Annotated in this window: 23 protein-coding genes; 21 read left to right on the top strand and 2 right to left on the bottom strand. The window is 36.7% G+C overall.

The genetic code is table 11. From position 1 onward, the window contains the following. Positions 1–17: 17 nt before the first annotated feature. The 10 genes from ligA (at position 18) to GSM_RS10575 (ending at position 11732) form a co-directional block, all read left to right on the top strand. The gene (gene ligA, locus GSM_RS10620; RefSeq protein ID WP_003688518.1) at positions 18–2039 is read left to right on the top strand and encodes an NAD-dependent DNA ligase LigA; all 2022 of its coding nucleotides are present in this window, start codon (positions 18–20) and stop codon (positions 2037–2039) included. After that, complete coding sequence (locus tag GSM_RS10615; RefSeq protein WP_003688517.1) at positions 2036–3193, top strand: CamS family sex pheromone protein; 1158 nt, start codon at positions 2036–2038, stop codon at positions 3191–3193. The genes ligA and GSM_RS10615 overlap by 4 nt, the downstream gene beginning before the upstream one ends. Before the next feature lie 80 nt (positions 3194–3273). Next, complete coding sequence (gatC, locus tag GSM_RS10610) at positions 3274–3576, top strand: Asp-tRNA(Asn)/Glu-tRNA(Gln) amidotransferase subunit GatC (RefSeq protein WP_003688515.1); 303 nt, start codon at positions 3274–3276, stop codon at positions 3574–3576. Positions 3577–3579: 3 nt separating this feature from the next. Beyond that, a complete protein-coding gene (gatA, locus tag GSM_RS10605) occupies positions 3580–5043 on the top strand; it encodes an Asp-tRNA(Asn)/Glu-tRNA(Gln) amidotransferase subunit GatA (protein WP_003688514.1) in 1464 nt (487 codons plus the stop codon). Further along, positions 5043–6473 (top strand): Asp-tRNA(Asn)/Glu-tRNA(Gln) amidotransferase subunit GatB, encoded by a 1431-nt coding sequence (gene gatB, locus GSM_RS10600; protein WP_003688512.1) that lies wholly within the window; start codon positions 5043–5045, stop codon positions 6471–6473. The genes gatA and gatB overlap by 1 nt, the downstream gene beginning before the upstream one ends. Positions 6474–6527: 54 nt before the next feature. Then, positions 6528–7565 (top strand): diacylglycerol kinase, encoded by a 1038-nt coding sequence (locus GSM_RS10595; protein ID WP_003688511.1) that lies wholly within the window; start codon positions 6528–6530, stop codon positions 7563–7565. Positions 7566–7698: 133 nt separating this feature from the next. After that, positions 7699–9075, top strand: a complete 1377-nt coding sequence (gene rlmD / locus GSM_RS10590) for a 23S rRNA (uracil(1939)-C(5))-methyltransferase RlmD (RefSeq protein WP_003688510.1) — start codon at positions 7699–7701, stop codon at positions 9073–9075. 377 nt (positions 9076–9452) lie between these two features. Then, the gene (locus GSM_RS10585) at positions 9453–10160 is read left to right on the top strand and encodes an amino acid ABC transporter permease (protein WP_003688508.1); all 708 of its coding nucleotides are present in this window, start codon (positions 9453–9455) and stop codon (positions 10158–10160) included. Beyond that, positions 10160–10897 carry an amino acid ABC transporter ATP-binding protein gene (locus GSM_RS10580; RefSeq protein WP_003688507.1) on the top strand — a complete coding sequence of 246 codons (738 nt, stop codon included), beginning with the start codon at positions 10160–10162 and terminating at the stop codon, positions 10895–10897. The genes GSM_RS10585 and GSM_RS10580 overlap by 1 nt, the downstream gene beginning before the upstream one ends. Before the next feature lie 25 nt (positions 10898–10922). After that, positions 10923–11732, top strand: coding sequence for a transporter substrate-binding domain-containing protein (locus GSM_RS10575; protein WP_003688504.1), 810 nt, complete (start codon positions 10923–10925; stop codon positions 11730–11732). A 52-nt stretch (positions 11733–11784) separates the two neighbouring features. Here the strand turns inward: GSM_RS10575 and GSM_RS10570 are convergent, their stop codons facing one another. Further along, entirely contained in the window at positions 11785–12696 is a 912-nt protein-coding gene (locus tag GSM_RS10570; RefSeq protein WP_003688502.1) for a DMT family transporter, read from the bottom strand. A gap of 399 nt (positions 12697–13095) precedes the next feature. Between GSM_RS10570 and GSM_RS10565 the strand changes: the two genes are divergently transcribed. Together GSM_RS10565 and GSM_RS10560 are read left to right on the top strand one after the other, a co-directional pair. Continuing rightward, the gene (locus tag GSM_RS10565; protein WP_003688500.1) at positions 13096–13818 is read left to right on the top strand and encodes an AAA family ATPase; all 723 of its coding nucleotides are present in this window, start codon (positions 13096–13098) and stop codon (positions 13816–13818) included. Positions 13819–13839: 21 nt separating this feature from the next. Then, the gene (locus GSM_RS10560) at positions 13840–14142 is read left to right on the top strand and encodes a bacteriocin immunity protein (protein WP_003688498.1); all 303 of its coding nucleotides are present in this window, start codon (positions 13840–13842) and stop codon (positions 14140–14142) included. A 130-nt stretch (positions 14143–14272) separates the two neighbouring features. Here GSM_RS10560 and GSM_RS10555 read toward each other — a convergent pair whose 3' ends face one another. Beyond that, entirely contained in the window at positions 14273–15280 is a 1008-nt protein-coding gene (locus GSM_RS10555; protein ID WP_003688496.1) for a LacI family DNA-binding transcriptional regulator, read from the bottom strand. Positions 15281–15461: 181 nt separating this feature from the next. On the opposite strand from GSM_RS10555, the gene GSM_RS10550 reads away from it, so the two are divergent. The 9 genes from GSM_RS10550 (at position 15462) to GSM_RS10510 (ending at position 25452) form a co-directional block, all read left to right on the top strand. After that, positions 15462–16874, top strand: a complete 1413-nt coding sequence (locus GSM_RS10550) for an SLC45 family MFS transporter (RefSeq protein ID WP_003688494.1) — start codon at positions 15462–15464, stop codon at positions 16872–16874. A gap of 21 nt (positions 16875–16895) precedes the next feature. Beyond that, entirely contained in the window at positions 16896–18566 is a 1671-nt protein-coding gene (locus GSM_RS10545; protein ID WP_003688491.1) for a glycoside hydrolase family 13 protein, read from the top strand. Positions 18567–18963: 397 nt separating this feature from the next. Continuing rightward, complete coding sequence (locus GSM_RS10540) at positions 18964–19713, top strand: CPBP family intramembrane glutamic endopeptidase (RefSeq protein WP_003688489.1); 750 nt, start codon at positions 18964–18966, stop codon at positions 19711–19713. Positions 19714–19955: 242 nt separating this feature from the next. After that, positions 19956–21044: an ABC transporter substrate-binding protein gene (locus GSM_RS10535; protein ID WP_003688488.1), complete on the top strand. Its 1089-nt coding sequence runs from the start codon at positions 19956–19958 to the stop codon at positions 21042–21044. A gap of 3 nt (positions 21045–21047) precedes the next feature. After that, entirely contained in the window at positions 21048–21872 is an 825-nt protein-coding gene (locus GSM_RS10530; protein ID WP_003688486.1) for an ABC transporter permease, read from the top strand. 2 nt (positions 21873–21874) lie between these two features. Next, positions 21875–22693, top strand: coding sequence for an ABC transporter permease (locus tag GSM_RS10525; RefSeq protein WP_003688484.1), 819 nt, complete (start codon positions 21875–21877; stop codon positions 22691–22693). Next, positions 22690–23712, top strand: coding sequence for an ABC transporter ATP-binding protein (locus GSM_RS10520; RefSeq protein WP_003688482.1), 1023 nt, complete (start codon positions 22690–22692; stop codon positions 23710–23712). The genes GSM_RS10525 and GSM_RS10520 overlap by 4 nt, the downstream gene beginning before the upstream one ends. 1 nt (position 23713) lies before the next feature. Next, complete coding sequence (hisJ, locus tag GSM_RS10515) at positions 23714–24586, top strand: histidinol-phosphatase HisJ (protein WP_003688480.1); 873 nt, start codon at positions 23714–23716, stop codon at positions 24584–24586. Between the two features lie 11 nt (positions 24587–24597). After that, a complete protein-coding gene (locus GSM_RS10510; protein ID WP_003688478.1) occupies positions 24598–25452 on the top strand; it encodes a metallophosphoesterase family protein in 855 nt (284 codons plus the stop codon). Positions 25453–25496 lie beyond the last annotated feature (44 nt).

The following is a 25496-nucleotide window of genomic DNA, read 5'->3' as shown; positions in this document are numbered from 1 at the left end:
CATGAGGAGGTCAGAAGATGGTAGCTGTTACAAGGAAACAGGCACAGGAACGAATCTCTGAATTAGTTAAACAATTAAATGACTGGGCATACCGCTATTATGTAGAAGATCAGCCAACTGTGGAAGACTATGTTTATGATAAGGCGTATCGAGAACTTATTGAATTGGAGAAGTCATATCCAGAACTTATTCTAGAAGATTCTCCTACACAGCGAGTAGGCGGGCAAATTCTAAGCGGATTCGAAAAAAAGGAACATGAGATTCCGATGCTTTCTTTGGGAGATGTTTTTTCAAAGAATGAGTTGGAACAGTTCGATCAGCGTCTGAGTAGGGTACTTGCTGAAAAGGTTAATTACAGTTGTGAACTTAAAATCGATGGCTTAGCAATTTCACTTATTTATAAAGATGGAGTTTTTGTACAAGGTTCGACTCGAGGTAATGGAATAATTGGCGAAGATATTACGGAGAATTTGAAGACTGTCAAGGCAATTCCACTAAGATTGAAAGAACCAATCACTCTAGAAGTTCGTGGCGAATGTTATATGCCGAAAAAGGCCTTTGCAAAACTTAATAAAAAAAGAGAAGAGCAAGGATTGGCAGTTTTTGCAAATCCAAGGAATGCTGCAGCGGGAAGTCTACGGCAGCTAGATACAAAAATCACAGCTTCAAGGCAGCTCAGTACCTTTATTTACTACCTAATGGATCCTGGAAAATTTGGCTTAAAAACTCAAACGGATGTGCTTAAACAACTACATGAATGGGGTTTTAAGGTCAATTTGGAGTCAAGACAGTCAAAAAGCATGAAAGAAATTTTTAAATATATTGATGAATATCAAGCAAAAAGAACGGATCTGCCATATGAGATCGATGGAATTGTATTGAAAGCAGATAATTTGGTAACACATGCAATTGTTGGAAATACGGTCAAGGTACCACGCTGGGCTATTGCATATAAATTTCCACCAGATGAACAAGAGACAGTTGTACGGAGAATCGAATGGACGGTTGGAAGAACAGGAACCGTCACGCCAACTGCGGTGATGGATGCAGTACAGCTTGCGGGAACAACCGTTTCGAGGGCTTCGTTGCATAATCCTGATTATCTGAAGGAAAAGGATATTCGACTGTTAGATACGGTTAAGTTACACAAAGCTGGAGATATTATTCCCGAGGTCTCAGAAGTAGTACTGGCTAAACGTCCGGCGGATTCCAAAATTGTCGAGATTCCAACGAAGTGTCCAGTATGTAATGCAGAACTAGTACATCTCGATGAGGAGGTTGCGCTGCGCTGTATTAATCCAAAGTGTCCAGCTCTAGTCAAGGAAAGTTTAGTGCATTTTGCATCGCGGAACGCAATGGATATCACAGGATTAGGCCCCAAAGTTGTTGAGCAGCTGTTTGCGAAGCAATTAATTAACGATGTTGCAGATTTATATCACCTAACTTTTGAAGATTTGCTTAAATTAGATAATTTTAAGGATAAGTCTGCTAGCAATCTGTTGACAGCTATTGATAATAGTCGGCATAATTCTGTAGAGCGACTTCTTTTTGGATTAGGTATTCGACATGTTGGTGCAAAAGTTGCGAAGCTTCTGATGGCACACTTTAAGTCCTTGACTGGACTTGTCGCTGCGGGAACGGAAGAAATTGCACAATTAGATTCATTAGGACAGGTAATCGCAACGAGTATTGTTACTTATTTTGATAATACAGAAGTTAAGAAATTGGTTACAGAGTTGGCAGATGCCGGTGTGAATTTGGAATATTTAGGGCCTGATATAGGTGCTAGTGTTAATGCAGATAATTATTTCAACGGAAAGAAAATTGTTTTGACAGGGACACTAGACCAATTGAAACGTGCTGAGGCAAAAGAGTGGCTGGAGGCAAATGGTGCCGATGTTCTCGGCAGTGTGTCAAAAAAAACTGACATTGTAATTGCTGGTCATGACGCTGGCAGCAAATTGACAAAGGCGGAGAAGCTCGGAATTGAAATAATGAGTGAGCAACAGTTTATTGAGCAAATGGAGGTTGCAAAGTGAAAAAAATAGGAGTCATATTGGGCGCTGCATTAAGCATTATGCTACTTACAGGATGTGCAAAGTTAAGTTCGGCAACGTCTACCGTAAAGAATGCTGCGAAGAGTTCATCATCTTCATCTGGTTACCAAGTGACAGGGAAGGCTGCAGATAGTGAGTACCAAGGTGTTATTGAAAATGGTAAGTATTTAACAAGTAAGGCACGTGGTGTGGGAATCTCGCAAAATTCTGATAACTTGTTGAATTTAAAGAGTTTTGAATCAGGATTGACACAGATATCCAAGACTAAGTATTCAACAAGTGATTATATCTTTCGTGAAGGTCAGTTACTGTCTTCAACAACGGTTAAAGATTGGCTTGGAAGAAAGTCAAAGAGTAATTCGACAGGCTTAAATCCAGTAGATAATGGACAAACTGATGCTAATAAGCGTAACCCAATTTATATCCAACAGATTGAAGAACAGGATTACATGAAAGAAGTTGATGGGAAGCTGAAACTTGCTGGAATTACTATTGGTATTGGGATGAATACAAAAGACTATTACCAAAAGGAAGAGTATGGGGCGACCTATACTACAAGTATTTCGAAGGAAAAAATGATTGCTGAAGGAAAACAGGCAGCTGCGAAAGTACTAGAACGACTGCGTAAAACAAGCGGAGTGTCTGAAAATACGCCGATTATCATTGCAATGTTCCAACAAGCAACAAATGATAGTCTTGTCGGTGGTTCGTTCTACCAGTATACCTATGTAAAAAGCGGTTCAACAATTAATGATTGGACGAACCTCAATTATAAGAGTTATGTCTTCCCTGAGACTTCAGTTTCTTCAGTACCTAATGATAATGATGAGACATCTTTTGAAAGCTTTAAGAAGCAAGTTCAGAATTTCTTTCCTAATCTTGCAGGGGTGACGGCTCAAGCAGAATATAAGAATAAAACGCTTCAAGGAATGAATGTTAATATTACGACACAATTCTACAGCTTAACTGAAATTACGAGTTTCACGCAATACCTGGCTCAGGCTGCAAAGACCTATTTACCAAGTGGGATTCCAATTGATATAACGGTCAAAGGAACGGATGGTACGGTTCAAAGTTTCCTTGCGCGTAAAGCAGATGAAAGCAGCTTCTATACACATGTTTTTGGAAGCTATTAAAAAACGTGATTCTGATGCGCATATAGTTGGTTAGTTATGCTAAAATGATTACTGATGAAATAGGAAAAGAGGGAGTTTGAATGGCAATTAGTGCAGGCGAAGTAAAGCATGTCGCAGGTTTAGCAAAGTTAGCTTTTACAGACGAAGAATTGCAAAAGTTTACAGGACAGATGGATGATATTATCGGAATGGTTCAGCAACTCAGTGAAGTAGATACTGATGGAATTCCCGTAACAACGCACATAACTGACTCAACAAGTGTAATGCGTGAAGACATTGCGGTTAGCGGTACGTCACGTGAAGAACTGATGAGAAATGTTCCTCAGCACCAAGATGGATATATCAAGGTACCAGCAATTATTGATGAAAGCGAGGAAGCATAGTCCATGAATTACTTTAAGCATGATTTTGCGAGCTTGCATGAATTATTGGTCAATAAGGAATTAAGTGTGACTGATCTTACACAGCAGACTTTTGATAATATTGAAAAGCGTGATCAAAAAATTGGAGCATTCTTGAATTTAAACAAAGCGGCCGCATTAAAACAGGCAGCTCAGCTTGATCAAAAAGGAGTCGCTGCAGACAATCTTTTGTCAGGTATTCCTTTAGGTATCAAGGATAACATTGTAACAAAAGATTTGAAGACGACGGCTGCCAGCAAGATTCTTGAGAATTTCAATCCGATTTATGATGCAACTGTAATAGAGAAGTTAAATGCTCTTCAAACAATTACAGTTGGTAAGACTAATATGGATGAATTTGCAATGGGTGGTTCGACTGAGAGTTCAGCATTCAAATTGACGAAGAATGCTTGGGATCAAACTAAAGTTCCTGGTGGTTCATCTGGTGGCTCTGCAGCTGCAGTTGCTTCTGGTGAAGTGATTGCTGCACTTGGTTCAGATACAGGTGGTTCAATTCGCCAACCTGCAGCTTATAATGGGATTGTTGGAGTAAAGCCAACCTATGGTCGGGTCTCAAGATATGGGTTGATTGCTTTTGCATCAAGTCTTGATCAGATTGGTCCACTGACTCGTACGGTTAGGGACAATGCAATTTTGTTAAACGCAATTAGTGGTTTAGATCCTCACGATTCAACTAGTTCAAGTCATGCTATTCCAGACTTCACGGCTAAGTTGGATGGCAATATAAAAGGGATGAAGATTGCAATTCCTAAAGAATACATGGGTGAAGGTGTCGACTCTGAAGTTCGGGAAGGCATTAAAAATGCAATTGCAGTCTTTGAAAAATTAGGTGCTACTGTTGATGAAGTTAGTCTTCCTCATAGTAAGTATGGTGTGCCTGTTTATTACATTATTGCCTCATCTGAAGCAAGTTCAAACCTGCAGCGTTTCGATGGTATTCGCTATGGTCACCGTGCGGCTGATGTTAAGAACTTGGAAGATGTTTACGTAAAATCTCGCTCAGAAGGTTTTGGTGATGAGGTCAAGCGTCGTATCATGCTTGGAACCTTCTCACTATCTGCCGGAACTTATGATGCTTTCTTTAAGAAGGCTGCGCAAGTTCGTACGTTGATTTGCAGAGATTTTGCCAATGTGTTTAATGACTATGATCTTGTTTTAGGACCAACTTCCCCAACTACGGCATTTGGAATCGGTGAGGATATTAATGATCCGATTACGATGTATATGAACGATATTTTAACAATTCCTGTTAACTTAGCTGGACTTCCAGGTATGTCACTTCCTGCAGGATTTGCAAAAGGCCTTCCAATTGGAATGCAGTTGATTGCTAATCGTTTTGATGAAGAGACAATGTATCGTGCAGGTTATGCATTTGAACAGGCAACTGATTTTCATAAAGAAGTTCCAACGTTTGGGGGGCAAGATTAATGAATTTTGAAACAACGATAGGACTAGAAGTCCACATTGAGATGAAGACAAAATCGAAGGCTTTCTCACCTGCACCTGTTAAATATGGTGTAGAACAAAATACGAATACTAATGTTGTTGACTGGGGGTTCCCAGGCGTATTGCCTACTGTCAATAAAGGTGCACTGGAATATGGGATGCGTGCTGCCTTGGCCCTTAACTGTGAGATTACTAAAGATATTCATTTCGACCGTAAGAATTATTTTTATCCCGATAACCCTAAGGCATACCAGATTACACAGTCTCAAACACCAATTGGTCGCAATGGTTGGCTTGAAATTGAAGTAGATGGTAAAAAAAAGAAAATTGGAATTGAAGAAATGCACGTTGAAGAAGATGCTGGTAAGAACACGCATAGTCCAGATGGCTATTCGTATGTTGATTTGAATCGCCAAGGAACACCGTTGATTGAAATTGTTTCAAAGCCAGACATTACTTCTGCTGATGAAGCATATGCTTACTTGGTACGTTTGCGTCAAATTATTCAATTCACAGGTATCTCTGATGTTAAAATGGAGGAAGGCTCAATGCGTGCTGATGTTAATGTGTCAGTACGTCCAATTGGTTCTGACAAATTTGGAACTAAGACTGAGATGAAGAACTTGAACTCATTCGAGCATGTTAGAAAGGGTACCCACTACGAAGCTAAGAGACAACAAAGAGTTCTGTTATCGGGTGGAAAAATTCAGCAAGAGACTCGCCGTTTTGATGAACCAACTGGTGAGACGATCTTGATGCGTGTCAAAGAAGGAGCAAGTGACTATCGTTACTTCCCAGAACCAGATATTCCACCAATTCGTATTTCAGATGATTGGATCGAAGAAGTTCGTGCATCAATTCCAGAAATGCCCGATAAGCGTCGTGAAAAGTATGTTTCGTCGTGGGGAATTCCCGAGTATGATGCAGGTGTTCTTACACAAACTAAGGAAATGTCTGATTTCTTTGAAGCAACCGTTGCTGAGGGTGCTGATGCAAAGCTTGCTGCTAACTGGCTAATGGGTGAAGTTAATGCTTATATGAATGCTAATAAGCTGGAATTGCTTGAAACAAAGTTAACACCAGAAAACTTGGCAGGCATGATTAAGTTGATTGAAGATGGCACGATTTCATCTAAGATTGCCAAGAAGGTCTTTAAAGAAATCATCTCAAATGGTAGTGAACCAAAGGCCTGGGTCGAGGCCAAAGGGCTTGTGCAGCTATCAGATCCAGCTGTCTTGGAACCATTGATTGAGACAGTTTTGAATAATAATGAGAAATCAATCGAAGATTTCAAGAACGGTAAGGGTCGTGCAATTGGTTTCTTGGTTGGTCAAATCATGAAGGAAACTCATGGGAAGGCAAACCCTAAGATTGTTAACAAATTATTAATGGACAGCTTGAAAAAGAGATAATAAAACATAAAGTTACTAAAAGTTTTTTTGTGTAGATTTAAAGGAGAGGTAGCGATGAAGAAGCGTTGTCGGATTATTTACAATCCAACATCTGGGCGTGAGGCGATGCGCAATGATCTTGTTGAAATTCTCGACATTCTTGAGAATGCCGGATATGAGACGAGTGCATATCGTACGACTGCTAAGCCAAATTCGGCACGTGATGAGGCAGAACGGGTAGCACGTGCTGGCTTCAACCTAATTGTTGCGGCTGGCGGGGATGGAACTATCAATGAAGTAGTTAATGGAATTGCTCCATTGAAACACCGTCCAATGATGGGAATTATCCCTGCAGGGACAACAAATGATTATGCAAGAGCATTAAAGATTCCACGTGAAGATCCGATAGCTGCCGCAAAGGTGATTGCCAAAGGCAAAAATGTTAGCATGGATATAGGTCAAGCTGACAAAAAATATTTTGTAAATATTGCAGGTGGTGGATTGTTGACGGAATTGACATATGGTGTTCCATCACAATATAAGTCACTCTTTGGATATCTCGCTTACCTTGTTAAGGGTGCAGAAATCTTACCAAGAATTAAACCAATCAAGATGCATCTCGAATATGACGATGGTGTTTTTGATGGCAAGGCGTCAATGTTTTTCCTAGCATTGACCAATTCGATTGGGGGGTTTGAACAAATTGTTCCTGATGCATCGCTTGATGATGGCAAATTCACGTTGATTGTGGTTAAGACGAGCAATCTTGTTGAGATCTTGCAGTTAATGACGATGGTTTTGAATGGTGGACGTCATATTAAGGATCCACGAATTTTGTATGTTAAAACCTCCAGGGTGATTGCTAAACCAGTTGATGAAAAGATGATGATTAATATTGATGGTGAATATGGCGGAGATGCTCCGATGGTTTTCAAAAATTTGAAGCAGCATATTCAAATGTTCGCTAATACGGACAAGATTCCAGAAACTGCGATTACATCCTCCAATACAACTGAGAAAATCATTGCAGAGCATTTTGTAGCAGAAGTTGAGGATCTTTCGGAGAAGGATCTTGATGGTGATGGAGTAATTGGGGTACCAAACAAAAAATAGTTAGTAACATGTTGATAAGTCGGACAGTCGTTTGGTTTAAATAAAATCAAGCGGCTGTTTTGTGTGGATAAAGATTGCACTTATCAACAATTCAGTATAAAGTTAAGCTATGATTCATAAAAAGGAGAACTAAATGAGTAAACCACCAGTAGCAAAAAATCAAAAATTAACGCTGACAATCAGCGATTTGACATACCAAGGAATGGGTGTAGGTAAAGTTGAGCATTACCCATTATTTATTGAAAACGCACTACCCGATGAGGTTGTGGATATCACTGTTATAAAAGTAAGTAAGAATTATGGTTTTGCAAAAGTTATTAACAGACATAATGATAGTCCACTCAGAACAGCAGGAATTGACAAAACTTATACACAAACAGGAATTGCCCCATTACAACATCTTAAATATGATGCACAGCTCAGTTTTAAACGTAATCAGGTTGTGGAACTATTGAAGAAATCACATTTAGAAGAAGTTGAAGTTGCCCCAGTTTTGGGGATGGATAAACCGATCCATTATCGTAACAAGGCGCAAGTTCCTGTCAGAATGGTTAAAAATCGGCTTGAAACCGGATTTTTTAAGAAAAATAGTCATAATTTTGTTCCAATGGAAGACTACCTCATTCAAGATGAACGGATTGATGAAGTAATCAAAGCTGTACGCGATATTTTGCGTAAGTTCATGATTAGTGCGTATGATGAGAAGACACATAAGGGTGTGGTCCGGCATATTATTGTGCGCCGTGGACATTATTCACATGAAGTAATGGTAGTGTTAGTAACACGGGCGAAGAAAATTCCGGAATCAGATGAGGTTGTGGGTGAAATATTAAAGGCTTGCCCAGATGTGCGTACAGTTGTGCAAAACATCAATCAGGAAAAAACAAATGTGATTTTAGGAAAGACAGAAAAAATTCTTGCTGGAGATGGTCACATCACTGACAGCCTTAATGGTATTAATTTTGAGATTTCCGCACATTCATTCTATCAAGTTAACTCCGTTCAGACAGAGAAAATCTATCAAAAAGTTGTTGAGGCCGCAGAATTAACTGGCAAAGAGACTGTGATTGATGCATATTGTGGAATCGGTACGATTTCCTTGAATCTCGCTCAAAAGGCTGCAAAAGTTTATGGTGTTGAAATTGTTCCAGAAGCAATTGATGATGCTAAAAAGAATGCAACTGCAAATAATATTGATAATGCAATCTTCGAAGTTGGGACAGCGAGTGATTGGATGGCTAAATGGTCTGAAGAGGGCATTAAACCCGATGTTGTGGTCTTTGATCCACCTCGTAAAGGTTTGGAATCAGAAGTTATCAACAGTACAGCAAAATTGGCCCCAGCAAAGATCGTTTATGTGAGTTGTAATCCAGCTACATTGGTACGTGATATTCAGTTATTCACAGAAAAGGGTTATCAAGTGGCAAAACCAATTCAACCTGTTGATCAGTTCCCAATGACGACACATATTGAATCAATAACGGTTTTAACGCGAACAGAAAACAATTAAAAAGTGTTGATTCAGTTTTTTAGCATTTTTGTTAAATTATTGACGACAAGAAATTTATATAAAGAGTTGGGCCAAAAGTTAAATTTTGCCTCAGCTCTTTCTTTTTAATATTAATTTTTGGTTATTAAAAGTATTGACTTATTTTATTAAATCAACTAACATAAGATTGTTATTATAATTAGTTTTAGTGAGGAAATTAAGATGAACATATTGAAATCCAAAATTCAATATATGTGTCTTTGTGGATTACGTCTTAGACGATCCACTGTTTTGGCATGAGTTTTTTCTAGCTAAAAAATGGAACGGATGAGGCGAAATCTTTTATTTTAAGATTTCGCTTTTTTTTATATTTTTATATACATTAGGAGGAAGTTTGGATGTGGGAAATAATTAGTAAAGCTTTACCTCAAATTTTGGAGGCTGGGTTCAAATATACCGTTCCGTTAACGCTTATTTCTTTTTTCTTTGGAATAATATTAGCTCTTTTTACAGCGTTAATAAGATTGACTAAAAATAACGGTTTTTTCATAGTAATAAAATTATTTTTTAGGTTTTATGTTTGGCTTTTTCGATCCACCCCGTTGTTAGTGCAATTATTTATAGTTTACTTTGGTTTACCTTACTTGAAAATAAAGGGGATAGCTCCAGATGGAATAAAATTAGATGCTTTCATTGCGGGAGTAATAACCTTTTCACTCAATACTGGGGCATATGCATCTGAAACAATTAGAGCTGCAATTAGTTCTGTTCCCAGAGGGCAATGGGAAGCGGCTTTTTCAATTGGGATGACTAGAAAACAAACATTGAAAAGAATTATATTGCCACAAGCATTGAGAGTCTCTGTACCACCGCTCGCAAATAGTTTTATTAGTTTAGTTAAGGACACATCTTTAGCTGCATCTATAACTATCGTTGAAATGTTTGAAGTAAGTCAGCAAATAGCTGCAGAAAATTATCAGCCACTGCTGATGTATTCCTTGGTAGCTGCTGTCTACGCTGTCTTTTGTACCATACTTTCGTGGGGACAAGGAAAGCTTGAGAGTAGACTCGGGGTAAAATCTAACATGAAAGGAAGTGATAATTGATGGAATTAGAGGAAGTCAGTAAATCGTATGGTAATCACCTTGTTCTGAAAAATATTAATTTAGATTTTCAAAGGGGGAAAGTTACCGTTTTAGTAGGACCATCTGGTTCAGGAAAATCAACAATTTTACGCTCACTAAACTTATTAGAAACTCCAGAAAGTGGTAAATGCTTATTTGATGATCTGATAATTGACTTTACAAAGGGTGTTAATAAAAAAGAATTAGCATATGTACGACAGAAAACAGGAATGGTGTTTCAAAGTTATAATCTTTTTCCGCATTTTTCAGTTCTTGGCAATATAATCGAAGGGCCTACACAGGTACTGAAACTTGATAAAAAAACTGCAATTGAAAATGCAAAAAAAATATTAAAGAAAATTGGACTGGAATCCAAGATTAATAATTATCCTGAAGAGCTTTCAGGTGGACAGGCACAGAGAGTTGCAATCGCAAGATCTTTAGCTATGAATCCAGAGTACATATTACTTGATGAACCCACTTCGGCACTGGATCCTGAACTAGAACTTGAGGTTTTACAAGTTCTTTTGCAGCTTGCGAGGGATGGTCAGTCAATGGTTATTGTTACACATAATATGTCATTTGCGCAGCAAGTAGCTGACAAAATAGTATTTGTCGAAGATGGGGATATTATTTATGATGGTGAACCTGAACCTTTCTTCAAGAATAATAAAAATTTGAGAATTACGAAGTTCCTATCATCAATGGTATTAAAATAAAAATTAATTTAGGGAGATTTTTAATATGAAAAAACGGGATTTTATTTTGAAAATAGAAGTATTAGTGGCAACAATCGCGATTGCTTTTGGGATCTTCACAGTTTTAACTTCAAAGGTTAATGCATCTTCATATAAAGATGATCTAATAAATAAAGATCAACTAACAATTGGACTAGAAGGAACCTATAAACCTTATTCGTATCGTTCAAATGGAAAATTGACAGGATTTGAAGTAGATTTGGGGAAGGCTCTTGCGAAACAAATGGGAGTAAAAGTAAAGTTCGTGCCGACAAAGTGGGATTCATTGATCGCAGGAGTTGGAGCTTCAAAGTATGATATAGTGTTAAACAACATTACCCAGACACCAGAAAGAAAAAAAGTATACATTTTTTCTAACCCCTATATCTACTCACGATATACTGTGATTTCTTCAAAAAAGAATAAAATTAATAATTTAAAGGAAATTAAGAATAAAAAATTTGCAGAGGGAACTGGTACAAATAACGAAATTCTTGCGAAAAAGTATAAAGCAAAAATTGTTTCTTCAGGTGATTTTGCAACAAGTTTATCATTAATTCGTCAGGGAAGAGTTCAGGGAACAATTAATGCTGCAGAAGCATACTATGCATATGCCAAAACTAACAAAGTAAGTGATTTGCACTTCAAAGACTTATCAAAGCAAGTTAAACCAGTTAAAATTTCAGCGCTCTTAAATAAGAAAAATAAAAAATTACAAAAACGTATTAATAAAGCATTGAAGACGCTTAAAGATAACGGTACCTTGAAGAAACTTTCAGAAAAATATTTTGGTTCTGATATTACTAAGAAACCATAATTTGCACTAAGTACATGATCTAAAAAAGCAAGCATTCCCATTTTCATCTGGGTCACCTTGCTTTTTTATGTGCCTTAATAATTTTTTCAAGGGGGAGTGATTGAATAATCGTCGCTAGGATAATCAACGTACCGCCGATAACTGAAAATGTACTGAGATGAGTACCTAGCAAAGCAATGGTTAGAATCGTTGCGACTAGTGGCTCAAATGCACCCAACATTCCGGTAGTACTAGCAGGAATATAGCGGATGCTTGCTAGAAAGAATAAATAGGCAAAAAGCGTTCCCACAATGATAATGTATACAATCAGTCCCCACTCAAATATTGTGAGATGAGGCCATGGTACAAGTACAAAAACAGGTAGAAGACAAAGCCCACAAAGTAGCATTGAGACTCCCGTTAGTGGAATTGTCTGATAGCGCTGCATCAGCTGATTAGGAAGTACAACTTCCATTGCGGTACAGAAGGCTGCTAATAGTCCCCAGATAAGTGCTTGTGTTGAGAGTGACAAATGCTCTAAATGACCGCCAGTAACTAAAATAATAGTCCCGATGATTGCTACAAAAACAGAAATTATTTCTATCCGTTTTGGTAAAATCCGTTTTACAAGTAATGTATATAAGATTATGAAAAGTGGTGAGAGAAACTGAATGACTGTGGCGGTAGAAGCATTACTATATTGAACTGCCATGAAATAAGTGAATTGTGAACCTCCAACCCCAATAATTGAAAAAGGAAGCAGCTCTGACCATGCACTTTTTTCAAGTAACAGAGTCTTTATTTCCCCGCAATGTAGATGATGAGCCCAGGTTGCTAGGAGTAACCCAGCACCTATCAGACGCATGGCAACTAACCAAGTGGATGTAATTGCAGTGTGCTGATATAGGTACTGCACTGCAACACCAGATGTTCCCCAAAATGATGCTCCAGAAATAGCTAGGATAATACCATAGCGTCTATCCATAAGAGTCTACTGACTTTTTTATGGATTTTGCTGCAGATGGGCTAATAAAAGAAAGCAAGTGAATGTACATTTCTTTTCCTCCAAATGATTTATTGCTTTATATATTCTATAATAAAGTCAGATGAATTTGAATATAATTTTAATTAAGGTATGGTTTGAAGTGATTATAATTTGATTAGTAAAACTAACGAGTAGAAGAATGATATATTCGGTTTCTGGAACAAGTAAGATTAATAAGTAATTTGAAGACTAGGTTGAGACAATTAGGTGGTTTTGCCTCTAAAGTTGATATCCACAACCAGAGGTCAATCGGATTAGTTAGAAAATTTAGCTATCTTTTCACTGAAGAGTAAAAAGATGAGATTAAGAAGTATTGAGGCGGAAAAGTAAACAAAGAGGGTGATTGAAGTCAATACTAACTTTATTCAACGAATTACGATAGATTGGAACAAAATCGCTGAGGATAGTTATACTAGGAAGATAGATTCATTAAAGGGATTAACACAACTAGATTTTGATCATGCGGTGACGTTCTTTGTTGGTGAGAATGGAAGTGGGAAATCAACTCTGCTAGAAGCTATTGCAATCAAGTATGGTTTCAATCCTGAGGGTGGAAGCCGTAACTATCAGTTCTCGACATACGATACATACTCGGAATTACTTGATGGAATATGCTTGGCACGCGGAGCCATACACGCAGATTGGGGATATTTCTTGCGTGCAGAGAGCTTTTATAATGTTGCCACAAAGGAAATGGAATATGCCGATTTAAAGCATCCATCGGAAAAGTATCATGAAAAGTCACATGGCGAAAGTTTCTTAGCACTTGCGCAAAAGCAGTTTAAGCCAAACGGGCTATATCTTTTGGACGAGCCTGAATCAGCATTATCACCTCAACGACAACTCACACTTTTGGCTGAGATTAGGGATTGTGTCAAGGCCGGTTCACAGTTTATTATCATCTCGCATTCACCGATTCTTTTAGGATATCCTAGGGCTAAAATTTTGGTATTTGATGATGGAAAGGTCCACAATTGTACATATGAGGAGACAGAAAGTTATCAGATAACGGAGATGTTTATTAATAATAGAAATCAAATTTTGCGGAATTTGTTTGAATGAGTTATTTTAGGGGGGAAAATTATGAAAAAAGAACAAAATGTAAAGGAAATGTTAGATCAATTGAGTGCTGCTTACGCTGACGAGCAAGTTAAGAGACAAGAAGAAGCTGGGAAAATTATTTTGGCTATGGCTGAGGAACTTGAGAAAACTGAAAACTGTGATATGGTCGCTAGTAAGCTCTCCAAAAAAATAGTTTTGTATTACTGGCGGCATCAAAAAGATTTTCCAGAGGCGTTGATTACATTGCACAATCAAATAAAACAACGCGCTGTCAAGTATGATGCGACAGCAGTTACTGCACTGATGATGCCGATTTGGTTTTAAATTATTATCTGAGATATGAAATAGTACGGTGTGATAGGGGTCACAATTTAACTTATTGGAGTAAGTTTATCCAAAATCAATAAAGAGGTTAGATCAAATTTTTTTGGTCTAACTTTTTTCTATACATTTTTTAATGATCAAAATCATTAAATTTTTTCACACTCTGTCGTTGACTAATAACGATGTTCGTATAAGCATTACTTTGAACACTATTAATTAGGTAAGTAGTTCCCAAATATCCCATGCGATAAAAATCTTGGGTAATGCTTGATAATTGAGGTCGAACTAGTTCGCAAAGGCTAGTACCATCTGTAGTGATAATTGATAGTTCAGTAGGTACACTAATTTTTAAGCGACTACATTCATTTAAAATCCCAATGCCAACCAAATCACTAGCTGCAATTACAGCTGTAACATCTTTTTTTAAGTAGTATTTCTGCAGGGCAGTAATGCCAGACTTGTAACTATAATCACCTGTCTGTAGCCAATCTGGCTTGAATAATATACCCGCTTCATGTAATGCTTTTTGGTAGCCTTTGAAACGTAGTGCCCCAGTATGAGCACTATTTGTAATATTTAATCCAGCAATACCAATATTTTTGTGTCCCTGTGTAATTAGGTATTTGGTAGCTTGATAGCCAATCTCTTGATCATTGGATGAAATATAATTTAATTTATTGTTCTTAAATGAGATTGAGATAAAGTAAAAAGGAGTATTCGAAAACGTCAGAATCTCAAGATTTGATGGAAAAAGATCAACTGCTAGAAGTAGTATTCCAAGAATAGGTCGTTCTAAAGCAGTTGATAATGCAATTTTTTGTGCACGTTCGTCACGGTCTCCAGCATATAAAATAATAACTCTTTTTTCGGCCTCATCAGCCTTTTTTTGGATACCACTGATTATTTGGTCTGAAAAATTTGTTTTAGTGGAGTTAACAATCACGGCTATGACGTTACTTTTTTGTGTAACTAGTTCAGTTGCAGCCATATTTTTTTTATATCCTAGTTTTGCAGCAGTTTCGTTTACGATCACAGCAGTTTTTGAACTAAAAAAACCTGTCTTGCCGGATAATACACGCGAAACAGTTGCAGTGGAAAAACCGGTTTCTCTAGCTATATCTTTAATAGTTGCACTCATGACAGCTCTCCTTACATTTTACATGTATTATTTTAACGCAAAATCAGAATAAAACAAATAAGCATAAAATATATAACGCAAACGTTTTCTTTTGTTATAAATATCTATTGTAAACGTTTGCTCTAAGTATTATAATACTTTGTGAAAACAGTTATACAATAAATGTAAAGGAGTGATAGTTATGGAAAGGAAAGTCACTGGGTCAATTAGTTCTAGTAAAAATGTAACCGGTCACAAAAAAACTGGCGAAGTCATCACAAATTCTCTACCTAAGTTGCCACTTAGTACAATTTTTGCAATGACCTTTGGTTTTTTCGGTGTCAATATGGCGTTTTCTTTACAATCATCGCAAATGGGTCGAATTTTTCAGACAATCGGTGCTAATCCAACTAAATTAGGATTCTTTTTTATATTGCCTCCACTAGCAGGAATGGTAGTACAGCCATTGGTTGGGAAGTATTCAGACTTAACCTGGTCAAATAAATATGGTAGAAGGATACCATATTTGATGTTAGGAGCACCCATTGCAGCATTAGTAATGGTGCTGTTGCCAAATGCTGGATCCTTTGGTTTTGGATATGCATCTATCGCGGCACTAACTTTCGGAGCAATTGCAATTTTATTCATGGATTTATCAAGTAATGTTTGTATGCAACCATTCAAGATGATTGTTGGAGATATGGTTAATGAAGATCAAAAAGATTTGGCTTGGTCTTGGCAGCAATCATTTAGTAATCTTGGAGGAGTTGTTGCTACAGTTTTCCCGTTCTTGCTTACAATGTTTGGCGTTTCAAATATTGCAAAACAAGGAGTTGTTCCTTTGTCTGTCAGACTTTCTTTTTACATCGGAGCTGTAATTCTATTAGCAACTTCGATATATACAGTTATCAAGGTCAAGGAATATGATCCGGTAACATATGCTGAATACCATCATCTAGATCTTAATCATCATAAGAAAACTCCTTCACTATGGTCATTGATTAAGAAGGCTCCACGTGCGTTTTGGGAAGTTTCATTTGTACAGTTGTTTGATTGGTTTGCATTTCAATATCTATGGACATATGCGACCGGAGCAATTGCCAAAAATGTTTGGAATACCGCTAATACTGCATCAACCGGTTATCAAGCTGCAGGAAATTGGTATGGAATTTTAACATGTATTCAATCAATAGCCGCAGTTATTTGGGGATTTTTAATCTTATCAAAGACAAACCCTTTGAAGAGAAAATTTTGGTTTAGAGTCGGTCTTGTACTGGGATCAATTGGTTTTACAGGTGTTTTTATGATTCATAACGAATATTTATTAATTTTACCGTTTTGCTTGATTGGAATTTCATATCTTACAATGCAGACTGAGGCATTTTCAATTTTTACTTCTGCGTTAGACGGTAAAAATGAAGGCGCTTATATGGGATTATTCAATTGTGGAATTTGTTTACCGCAAATTATTGCATCAGTTGCGAGTTTTGCAATTTTCCCATTAATCAATAAATCTATGCCGGGGATGATTCTGGTAGCAGGAATTGTTATGCTTTTGGGTGCTGTTGCAGTTAGTGTTATCAAGGAAGACAAACCACAAGTAAATAATATTTAATTGAAGGAGAGGAATAGTAAAATGAAAAAGAAATGGTGGCAAAAGGCGGTTGTATATCAAGTATATCCAAGGAGTTTTCAAGATAGTAATGGTGATGGGATAGGCGATTTGGGTGGAGTGCTAAAGCGCCTTCCATATATTAAGAAATTAGGTGTTGATGTGATTTGGCTCAATCCAGTATATAAGTCACCAGATAAGGACAATGGATATGATATTAGTGATTATCGCTCAATTCAACCAAAATTTGGAAATATGGAGATCTTTGATAAGCTATTAGCAGAGGCACATCGACTGGATTTAAAGATTGTAATGGATTTGGTTGTTAACCATACTTCTGATCAGCATGAATGGTTTAAAGAAAGTAAGAAGAGCAAGGATAATCCATACCGTAATTTCTATATTTGGCGTGATGGCAAAGATGGAAAAGCACCAAATAACTGGGGCTCATTTTTTGGTGGATCTACATGGGAGTACAGTGAAGCAACCAAGCAGTACTATTTGCATCTTTTTGCTAAAGGTCAACCGGATTTGAATTGGGAAAATCCAGAAGTACGTGAACATGTCTGGGATTTAATGAGATTTTGGCTTGATAAGGGCATAGATGGTTTTAGAATGGATGTTGTTAACTTTTTATCGAAACCAGCTGGATTTCCAGATGCACCCAATCTTGAGAAAGCTGAATATGCAAATGTTGAACCAATGGTAGCAGATGGAGCAAAACTCAATGATTATTTGAGAGAAATGAATGATAAAGTTCTCTCAAATTATGATGTGATGAGTGTTGGAGAGATGCCTAGTTCAACCCCAGAAGATGCTATTGAGTATACAGGACTAGAAGCAAAGGAATTGAATATGATATTTCAATTTGATCATGTTACTTTAACAATGAATGATGATCCAAGAATAGGAAAATGGAATGATAAGCCTGTTAAATTATTAGATTTGAAAAAATCACTTTCTAAATGGCAAAAAGCACTAGATGGTAAGGGTTGGAATAGTCTGTATTGGAATAATCATGATCGTGCACGTGTTGTTTCGCGTTTTGGCAATGATTCACCAAAATATCGAGTTAAGTCAGCAGAGTTATTAGCGACAATCTTGCATATGTTGCAAGGGACACCTTATATATATCAAGGGGAAGAATTGGGAATGACCAATGCACATTTCAAACATTTGGAAGATTATCAGGATATTGAGTCACTTGAGGCTTATCATCAGATTGTGGAGCATGAAAAATTAGTTGATCATGATACAATGATGCGTTATTTAGCTACAGAATCACGCGATAATGCAAGAACGCCAATGCAATGGAATGATTCCAAGAATGCTGGTTTTACAGATGGTACACCTTGGATGAAGTTAAATGAGAACTATTCTGAAATCAATGCTGAAAAAGAATTAAGCAATCAGAATTCAATATTTTACTATTACCGGAAATTAATAGATTTGCGTCATAGTAGCGATTTGATTGTCTATGGTAATTACGTTGAACTTGATCCGGATGATGAAGAAGTATTTGCATATAAACGAAAATATGAAGGGAAGACATTGTTAGTTATAGGTAATTTTACTGATAAAAATGTTGTGCGTAACTATGATGTTCCAAAAAATAAGCAATTAATAATTAGTAATTATGATGATAAAAATGTTAAAGAATTAAGACCATATGAAACAAGGGTGTATGAATATTAAAAAGTGAATGGTGAAGAACACATTTATACGCAATTAGTTGAGAAGTTGGGGCAAAAGATAACGTAATCTAGCTCCAATATTGATTCAGTATAAAAGTGCCCCGTAAATTAAAATCTTACATCTAAGTTAGAGGAGCTGGATCAAAAGCTAAAGTTTGATCTAACTCCTTTATTTACACTGTATAAACATGTTCCATAAATCAAAGTTCTCCGTTAACCTTGAATTACTCATAGCAAAGTACCAGCTGTATTTGTAATGTTGTGGTAGTACTTAATTTTTATTGCGTTATATCACAATTTATTTTGTGCCTATTTTAGTACGCAGAAAATTTCTAAAAATTTATTGTATAATGGGATGAGAAGTACTGTATATAATATTTTTTAAGGGGGGAATAAAAATGAATTTAAAGGCTATGAAAACTACCGTTGGAATCTGGTTATGTCTGATAGGAGTGTTTATAATAATTCATTTTACATATTTGCTTGCAGGAATTAAATCAGATAATCGTGTTATTGTGGATGATGTACTGTTGACCTTACTGGTTCTTTTTTTAAATAAGAAATATTTACACCTTAAATTGCATCATCGGTTGAATATTTCACTTAGTGAATTGCTGAAAATTAATAGTTTGCCAATAGTCTTCTACTTGTTCTATCTTACGGCTTGGGTCGTAAAGTTACCGAATGCCAGTTTATATCGGATTGTGGATACAATATTGTTAGCATTATCAGCTGCTGTATTTGAAGAGCTTTTTTTCCGAGGAATACTGCTCAATAATATGATACAGCATAGTAAGCGCAATTTTAGCAGTTATCTGTCTGCAATTTTAGTCAGCAGTATCTTATTTGGTGTGACACACATGATTAATCTCTTCGGACAATCATTCTCTGCAACATTGTTACAAGCTGTTAATGCATTTGCAATCGGAATAATGCTCGCAGCGATTTATCTAAGAACAGGGAGTTTGAAGTGGACTATTCTGTATCACTTTATGTTAGATTTTACAGGAATACTCATTAATCACAGCATCGTTATTGCAACACCAACATCGCAAAAATGGCTGGGAATCCTATTTGTAGATTTATTGTATATCTCTGCAGGAATGATTTTAGTCAGAAAGAAGCAACAAAATAAGCTGGAATTTTAAAATGAACAGCATAGGTCAAATAAAAATGCATCTTGTCGTTTAAGCTGGGAAACACAACTTAAACGAGAGGATGTTTTTTTACGATAAATTTTAAGAATAAATTATTTTAAAATAATACAAAAGAATTACCAAATAAATGCAGAACCGTTACACATTGAATACTTATTCATAACATTAAATTTGTATACTATTCAACGTGCTTAAGATATGAGAGCATAAAAAAGTTTTGGAGGGTATTTTCGATGAGAAAGCGAAATAAATATTTGGTAACTCTAGCAGCACTTTTTGTAATGGGGACATTAAGTGCATGTTCAAATAGTAGTAGTGCAAGTGCTACTTCGAATGATTGGAATACGATTGTTAAGCAAGCAAAAAAAGAAGGCAAAGTGGTTTCTGTAGGTATGCCAGATACTTGGGCAAACTGGGTAGGAACATGGAATGATATTAAGTCAAAATTTGGAATTTCACATACTGATACGGATATGTCTAGTGCACAAGAATTACAAAAATTTAAGTCAGCTGGGAAATCTTCTAGTGCGCCAGATATAGGTGATATCGGTCTGAATGTTGCGCCAACTGCGAAAAAGGAGAATTTGTTGGCCGCATATAAAACAAAGTACTGGAAAGATATTCCATCATGGGCAAAGGATAAAGATGGGTACTATTCAGCCGGATATACTGGCTCAATTGTTTTTATTACGGATACAAAAAATGTTAGTTCTTCAGACGCACCAACTTCCTGGAAACAATTGGCTTCAGGAAAGTACAAAGTTGCCATTGGGGATGTATCTACTGCAGCACAAGCACAGTATTCTGTTTTAGCTGCTGCATTTGCAAATGGTGGTAGTGAAAAGAATATTAATCCAGGTCTTAATTACTTTGCCAAACTTCAAAAGGAAAATCGCTTATCAACAGTTGATACAACGATTGAAAACTTGCAAAAAGGCGAGATTCAAGTTGCTGTAATGTGGGACTTTAATGCTTTGAATTATGCACATCAGATTGATTCCAAGCGTTATAAGATCACAGTTCCTACGGATGGTACGGTTGAAAGTGGGTATGCCGAAGTTATTAATAAAAACGCAGCTCATCCTTATGCCGCAAAATTGGCAAGATCATATATTTTATCAGATGCAGGACAAATTAATTTGGCTAAGGGATACGCAAGACCAATCCGTAAAGACGTAAAATTACCAGCAGCTGTAAAGGCAAAGCTGATACCTGAAAGTGAATATAAGAAAGAATATCATGTAAAGGATAACAATGTTTGGAACAAGGAAACACTGAAATTAGGTCAAGAATGGAAGAATAAAGTAACAGGAGCAAACTAAACTATGGCTACACGATTAAAAATATTTTTACCGTTTGGATTACTGATATTATCAGTCTTAATAGTACCTGTAAGTGTAATGTTGATTTCAAGCTTGCAGAATATGGATGGGGGCTTTAGCTTTTCTAATTATCACCAGATTTTCTTCTCACGCTATTATCGTGGGGCAATTTATAACAGTATTAGTATTTCATTGATAACGTCACTAATATCGTTAGTGATATCTATAATTGGGGCTTGGGCATTAACTAAGCTATCCTTAAGCACAAAAAATATTTTAATTACAGTGTTTAATATGTCATCAAGCTTTGCAGGTGTACCATTGGCATTTTCCTTGATAATCTTATTTGGTAACGCGGGTATTTTTAAGGCAATTACAAGTACTCTGCATGTACATGATGCCTTGAATATCTATTCTGTTACAGGTATGACATTTGCCTATACTTTTTTTGAAATTCCTTTGGGAATCATGTTTTTCTTTCCGGTTCTAGACAGTTTAAGTAAGGAATGGTTTGAAGTGTCTGATGTTTTAGGGGCTTCTAAAATGTTTTTTATTAGTAAAGTAATTTTCCCAATCATACTTCCCAACATTGTAGAAATCTTTGTTTTGCTTTTTGCAAATGCAATGGGGACTTATGAGACTGTCTATGCTTTGATGGGCAACAATTTGGTTTCAATCCCGACAGTTATTGGATCATTGATTAATGGTGAGTTGGTAGCCAATGTACCTCTAGCTTGTGCCTTTGCAACGCTTTTTACAGTTATTATGACAATAATAGTATGGCTTGGCAATAGAGTTACAAATATCAAAGGGAGGAGAATCAGCTGAAAATGGAAAAACATGCCGACAAAGTTATCGCAAAGATAGTAATTGCACTGATTTCAGTATATTTAGTCGCACCGATTATAGCGACAATTATGTACTCTTTTGCTAAATCGTGGGTAAATACTATTCTTCCAGATGGCTGGACGCTTGAATGGTATCTGCAGCTTGTCACTAACTCAGACTTTCTGTCTGCTTTGATAAGATCGATAATTCTTGGAATTGTAACTACTATAATTGCAATGTGTTGTTTTTTACCTGTTGTATTCTACGCCAATGTATACGATGAGAGTATTAAGGCAAGACTAAGATTTATTACAGTTCTGCCGTTTACCATTCCAGGAATTGTTCTAGTTACTGGATTGGTAAGAGTATATGCTAATCTGCCAATTCCACAAATGCTGGTACTTTTACTAGCAATTTCACTGTTGAGCCTACCTGTCACATATCAAGCACTCGATAATGCTTTTATTGCCCACGATTTTCGTGCTATGTTTGAGCAGGCATTGATTTTGGGGGATTCCCCATTAAAAGCATTCGTGAAGGTTGTGATACCCAATATTCGTGTTGGAATGTTTATTGCAATGCTGCTAACATTCACAAGTGCATTTGGTGAATATGTGCTAACTAATATAATTTTAGGTGGAAACTATGAAACACTCAAAATTTATATGTATCGTTTAATGCAGAGTAATGGGCAAGCAAGCAGTGTTTTGACAACAGTTTACTTCTTCTTTCTAGCAGTAATTTCAATAATTATGATTGCTATCATGAAGCGACAAGGTAATAAAAAAGTAGAAGAAGTGGGGGATACAAAAAAATTATGAGTTCTATTTTCTTAGAAGTGAAGGACCTTTCCATTAATTTATCTGGTAATCAGGTAATTAAAGATATGAATTTTAAAATTCAAAAAAATACGCTGACAACATTTCTCGGACCAAGTGGTAGCGGAAAGACAACGGTACTCAGGGCGATTGCGGGTCTAAACCAAAAAATAGCGGGAAAGATTCTGCTCGATGGCAAGGAGATCCAGAATTTAGCGGCCAATCAGAGAAACATCGGAATGATTTTTCAATCATATGCGTTATTTCCTAATCTGTCAGTTTTTGAAAATGTTGCCTATGGACTAAGGGTCAGAAAAGAATCAAATGCAGTAATTAAAGAAAAGGTTGGTGCAATACTTAAAACTGTTAATTTGCAAGATAAAAAGCAAAGTTATCCTGAGAATCTCTCTGGTGGACAAAAGCAACGTGTTGCGATTGCTAGGGCGATGGTTTTAGAGCCGAAGATCTTATTATTAGATGAACCTCTGAGTGCCTTAGATGCAAAGATTAGAATTGAATTGCGCAATCAAATCAGAGAATATCAACAAAGATTAGGAATCACGATGTTGTTTGTTACGCACGATCAGGCTGAGGCAATGGCAATTTCTGATGAAATTATTGTAATGGACAATGGAAAAGTTCAACAACAAGGTTCGCCACTAGAAATTTATAAGCATCCGCAAAATATATTTATGGCTAAGTTCATTGGTAATCATAACATCCTTGAAACTGGACAATTGCGCAGTCTAGGAGTTGAAGTTGCAGAAAATGATAAGAGCAGTTTCATTATTAGACCCGAGCTTTTCCAAACGAATATGACTGGTGACAGTGATGATTACATAGTTGTCTCTGGAAATATTAAGAATATATCCATACTGGGTGATCGCATTGAATACAGGCTTACTTCAGATAATGGACTGGAACTAAAGGCAGAATTCTTAAATCAGCAACAAACTTTTACGGTAGGAAAAGCAGTGAAATTTTATGTCAGAAAAGGCGATATTGAAAAGGTAGGGTTTTAGGATGTTAAGCTTGAAACAACTAAGAGAAATTCCTCGAGATAGTTGGAGCGGACATAATCATACAGAGTTTTGCTCACATGGAAGCGGCGAAGATGTTGAACTATATATTCAAAAGGCAATCGCAGAGGGATTTAAGGCCTACTCAATTACCGAGCATTTTCCATTACCACAAGCATTTTATGAAAAGGCAAATGGATCTGCGCATTCAATATATACTGCTGCTATGCGTATTAATGAGTTACCAAGGTATTTTACGAAAATGCAGAAGATTAAGCAGAAATATCAAGCTGACATCAAGATATTGATTGGATTTGAAATAGATTACATCGCTGAGTTTCGAGAATGGACGCAAAATCAATTAGCGAAGTATGCTAACCAAGTTGATGATACAATCTTATCAGTTCATTTTCTGCCAACTAACGCAGGGTTGAGTGCGGTAGATGATAGTTTGCTTGATTTTAAAAATGGAGTTTTAAGCGAATATCAACGGCCTGTGGAAGTTGCTAAAGCTTATCTAACTACTGTGATGGAAGCTGTAACATGGGATACACATTATAAACCAAAAAGGTATGGGCATATTATGTTGTACCGTAAGTGGAGAAATGAGTTTTCCAGCAACACAGTTTGGGAGGATGAGCAAGTGCAAGATAAATTGCATGCTATTTTGGATGAAATAGCTGATAGAGGCGAACTTCTTGATTGTAATTTTGCAGGCCTCTTTAGGAGCACCCAAACAGAAACCAGTCCAAATTATAATTGGATACAACAGGCACAGGAGAAAAGAATACCTTTAGTTTATGGTGCGGATGCTCATAAGGTTGAAAGTGTTTCTGCTGGATTCAACACATATTTGGAAAATAAATATTATTTGTAGGAGGTGCAACCATGAATTTGGAGATTACAGGTAATAAAAATTTTCGAATTTGTCAATTGACGGATATTCATTTGGGTGAGTATCCTTTCAATGATGCAAGCAATAAAACTATTCGACAAATTGAACAATTGCTAAAAGAAAATGATTTTGACCTAATCATGATTACTGGTGATCTTATTTGGGGTAAGTCTGTTGACAAACCCGACAAGGTACTGGGTGAACTGTATAAAATGTTGAATAAGTACAATGTTCCAGTTGCTGTAACCTATGGAAATCATGATAGCGAAGGGCAACATTCAAGAGCGGAACTGCGAGAATGCGAACAGTTCCTTGAGCATAGAGTACCGAAGAAACACAGTATGGTTGTTAATGGTCGTGAAAGCTATACACTAGAGGTTTACCGAGATAATAAGTTAAGCAATGTCCTGTATGTATGGGATAGCGGTGATTATTTAAAGGAGGAGCCAGAAGATTATGCTGCTATTGAGCCGGAACAAGTTGAATGGTTCTGGCATTTGCCTTATGAGAAGGGAAAAAACAAGCAAGATGTTGCATTCATGCATATTCCTCTGCCTGAATATAACTTGGTAGATTCATATCAGGAGGGGAAAAAGAATGAGAGCATTTGCGCATCGCCATATAATTCCGGCTTATTCTATAGTCTAAAAAAGGCGAAAAATATTAAAGCTCTTTTTGTAGGCCACGACCATGACAATAATTTTATTGCTGATTATAAGGGAATAAAACTTGGTTATGGCAATGTAACTGGATATAATACTTACGGCTCGCTGAAACGAGGGGCTAGAATAATTGAATTAACACCAACAGTTGTAAAGACTCAGATTATCACTTTTGCAGAAAAATAAAAGTTAAGCAAAGCTATGGTATTAAGAAAGTAAAGAAAGGGGCT

The organism is Liquorilactobacillus mali KCTC 3596 = DSM 20444 (assembly GCF_000260415.1).
Lineage (GTDB): Bacteria > Bacillota > Bacilli > Lactobacillales > Lactobacillaceae > Liquorilactobacillus > Liquorilactobacillus mali.
The sequence above is the reverse complement of the archived record's forward strand: the minus strand, read 5'-3'. Positions and strand labels throughout refer to the sequence as shown.

What these genes read in the sequence shown, in the direction of transcription:
- GSM_RS10560 (WP_003688498.1), top strand. Translation starts at nt 13,840, where the DNA reads ATGAAAAAAGAACAAAATGTAAAGGAAATGTTAGATCAATTGAGTGCT.
- GSM_RS10555 (WP_003688496.1), bottom strand. Translation starts at nt 15,280, where the DNA reads ATGAGTGCAACTATTAAAGATATAGCTAGAGAAACCGGTTTTTCCACT.
- GSM_RS10520 (WP_003688482.1), top strand. Translation starts at nt 22,690, where the DNA reads ATGAGTTCTATTTTCTTAGAAGTGAAGGACCTTTCCATTAATTTATCT.
- GSM_RS10585 (WP_003688508.1), top strand. Translation starts at nt 9,453, where the DNA reads ATGTGGGAAATAATTAGTAAAGCTTTACCTCAAATTTTGGAGGCTGGG.
- gatB (WP_003688512.1), top strand. Translation starts at nt 5,043, where the DNA reads ATGAATTTTGAAACAACGATAGGACTAGAAGTCCACATTGAGATGAAG.
- GSM_RS10595 (WP_003688511.1), top strand. Translation starts at nt 6,528, where the DNA reads ATGAAGAAGCGTTGTCGGATTATTTACAATCCAACATCTGGGCGTGAG.
- GSM_RS10550 (WP_003688494.1), top strand. Translation starts at nt 15,462, where the DNA reads ATGGAAAGGAAAGTCACTGGGTCAATTAGTTCTAGTAAAAATGTAACC.
- ligA (WP_003688518.1), top strand. Translation starts at nt 18, where the DNA reads ATGGTAGCTGTTACAAGGAAACAGGCACAGGAACGAATCTCTGAATTA.
- GSM_RS10525 (WP_003688484.1), top strand. Translation starts at nt 21,875, where the DNA reads ATGGAAAAACATGCCGACAAAGTTATCGCAAAGATAGTAATTGCACTG.
- gatC (WP_003688515.1), top strand. Translation starts at nt 3,274, where the DNA reads ATGGCAATTAGTGCAGGCGAAGTAAAGCATGTCGCAGGTTTAGCAAAG.
- GSM_RS10510 (WP_003688478.1), top strand. Translation starts at nt 24,598, where the DNA reads ATGAATTTGGAGATTACAGGTAATAAAAATTTTCGAATTTGTCAATTG.
- GSM_RS10535 (WP_003688488.1), top strand. Translation starts at nt 19,956, where the DNA reads ATGAGAAAGCGAAATAAATATTTGGTAACTCTAGCAGCACTTTTTGTA.
- GSM_RS10530 (WP_003688486.1), top strand. Translation starts at nt 21,048, where the DNA reads ATGGCTACACGATTAAAAATATTTTTACCGTTTGGATTACTGATATTA.
- rlmD (WP_003688510.1), top strand. Translation starts at nt 7,699, where the DNA reads ATGAGTAAACCACCAGTAGCAAAAAATCAAAAATTAACGCTGACAATC.
- hisJ (WP_003688480.1), top strand. Translation starts at nt 23,714, where the DNA reads ATGTTAAGCTTGAAACAACTAAGAGAAATTCCTCGAGATAGTTGGAGC.
- GSM_RS10575 (WP_003688504.1), top strand. Translation starts at nt 10,923, where the DNA reads ATGAAAAAACGGGATTTTATTTTGAAAATAGAAGTATTAGTGGCAACA.
- GSM_RS10580 (WP_003688507.1), top strand. Translation starts at nt 10,160, where the DNA reads ATGGAATTAGAGGAAGTCAGTAAATCGTATGGTAATCACCTTGTTCTG.
- GSM_RS10545 (WP_003688491.1), top strand. Translation starts at nt 16,896, where the DNA reads ATGAAAAAGAAATGGTGGCAAAAGGCGGTTGTATATCAAGTATATCCA.
- GSM_RS10540 (WP_003688489.1), top strand. Translation starts at nt 18,964, where the DNA reads ATGAATTTAAAGGCTATGAAAACTACCGTTGGAATCTGGTTATGTCTG.
- GSM_RS10570 (WP_003688502.1), bottom strand. Translation starts at nt 12,696, where the DNA reads ATGGATAGACGCTATGGTATTATCCTAGCTATTTCTGGAGCATCATTT.
- gatA (WP_003688514.1), top strand. Translation starts at nt 3,580, where the DNA reads ATGAATTACTTTAAGCATGATTTTGCGAGCTTGCATGAATTATTGGTC.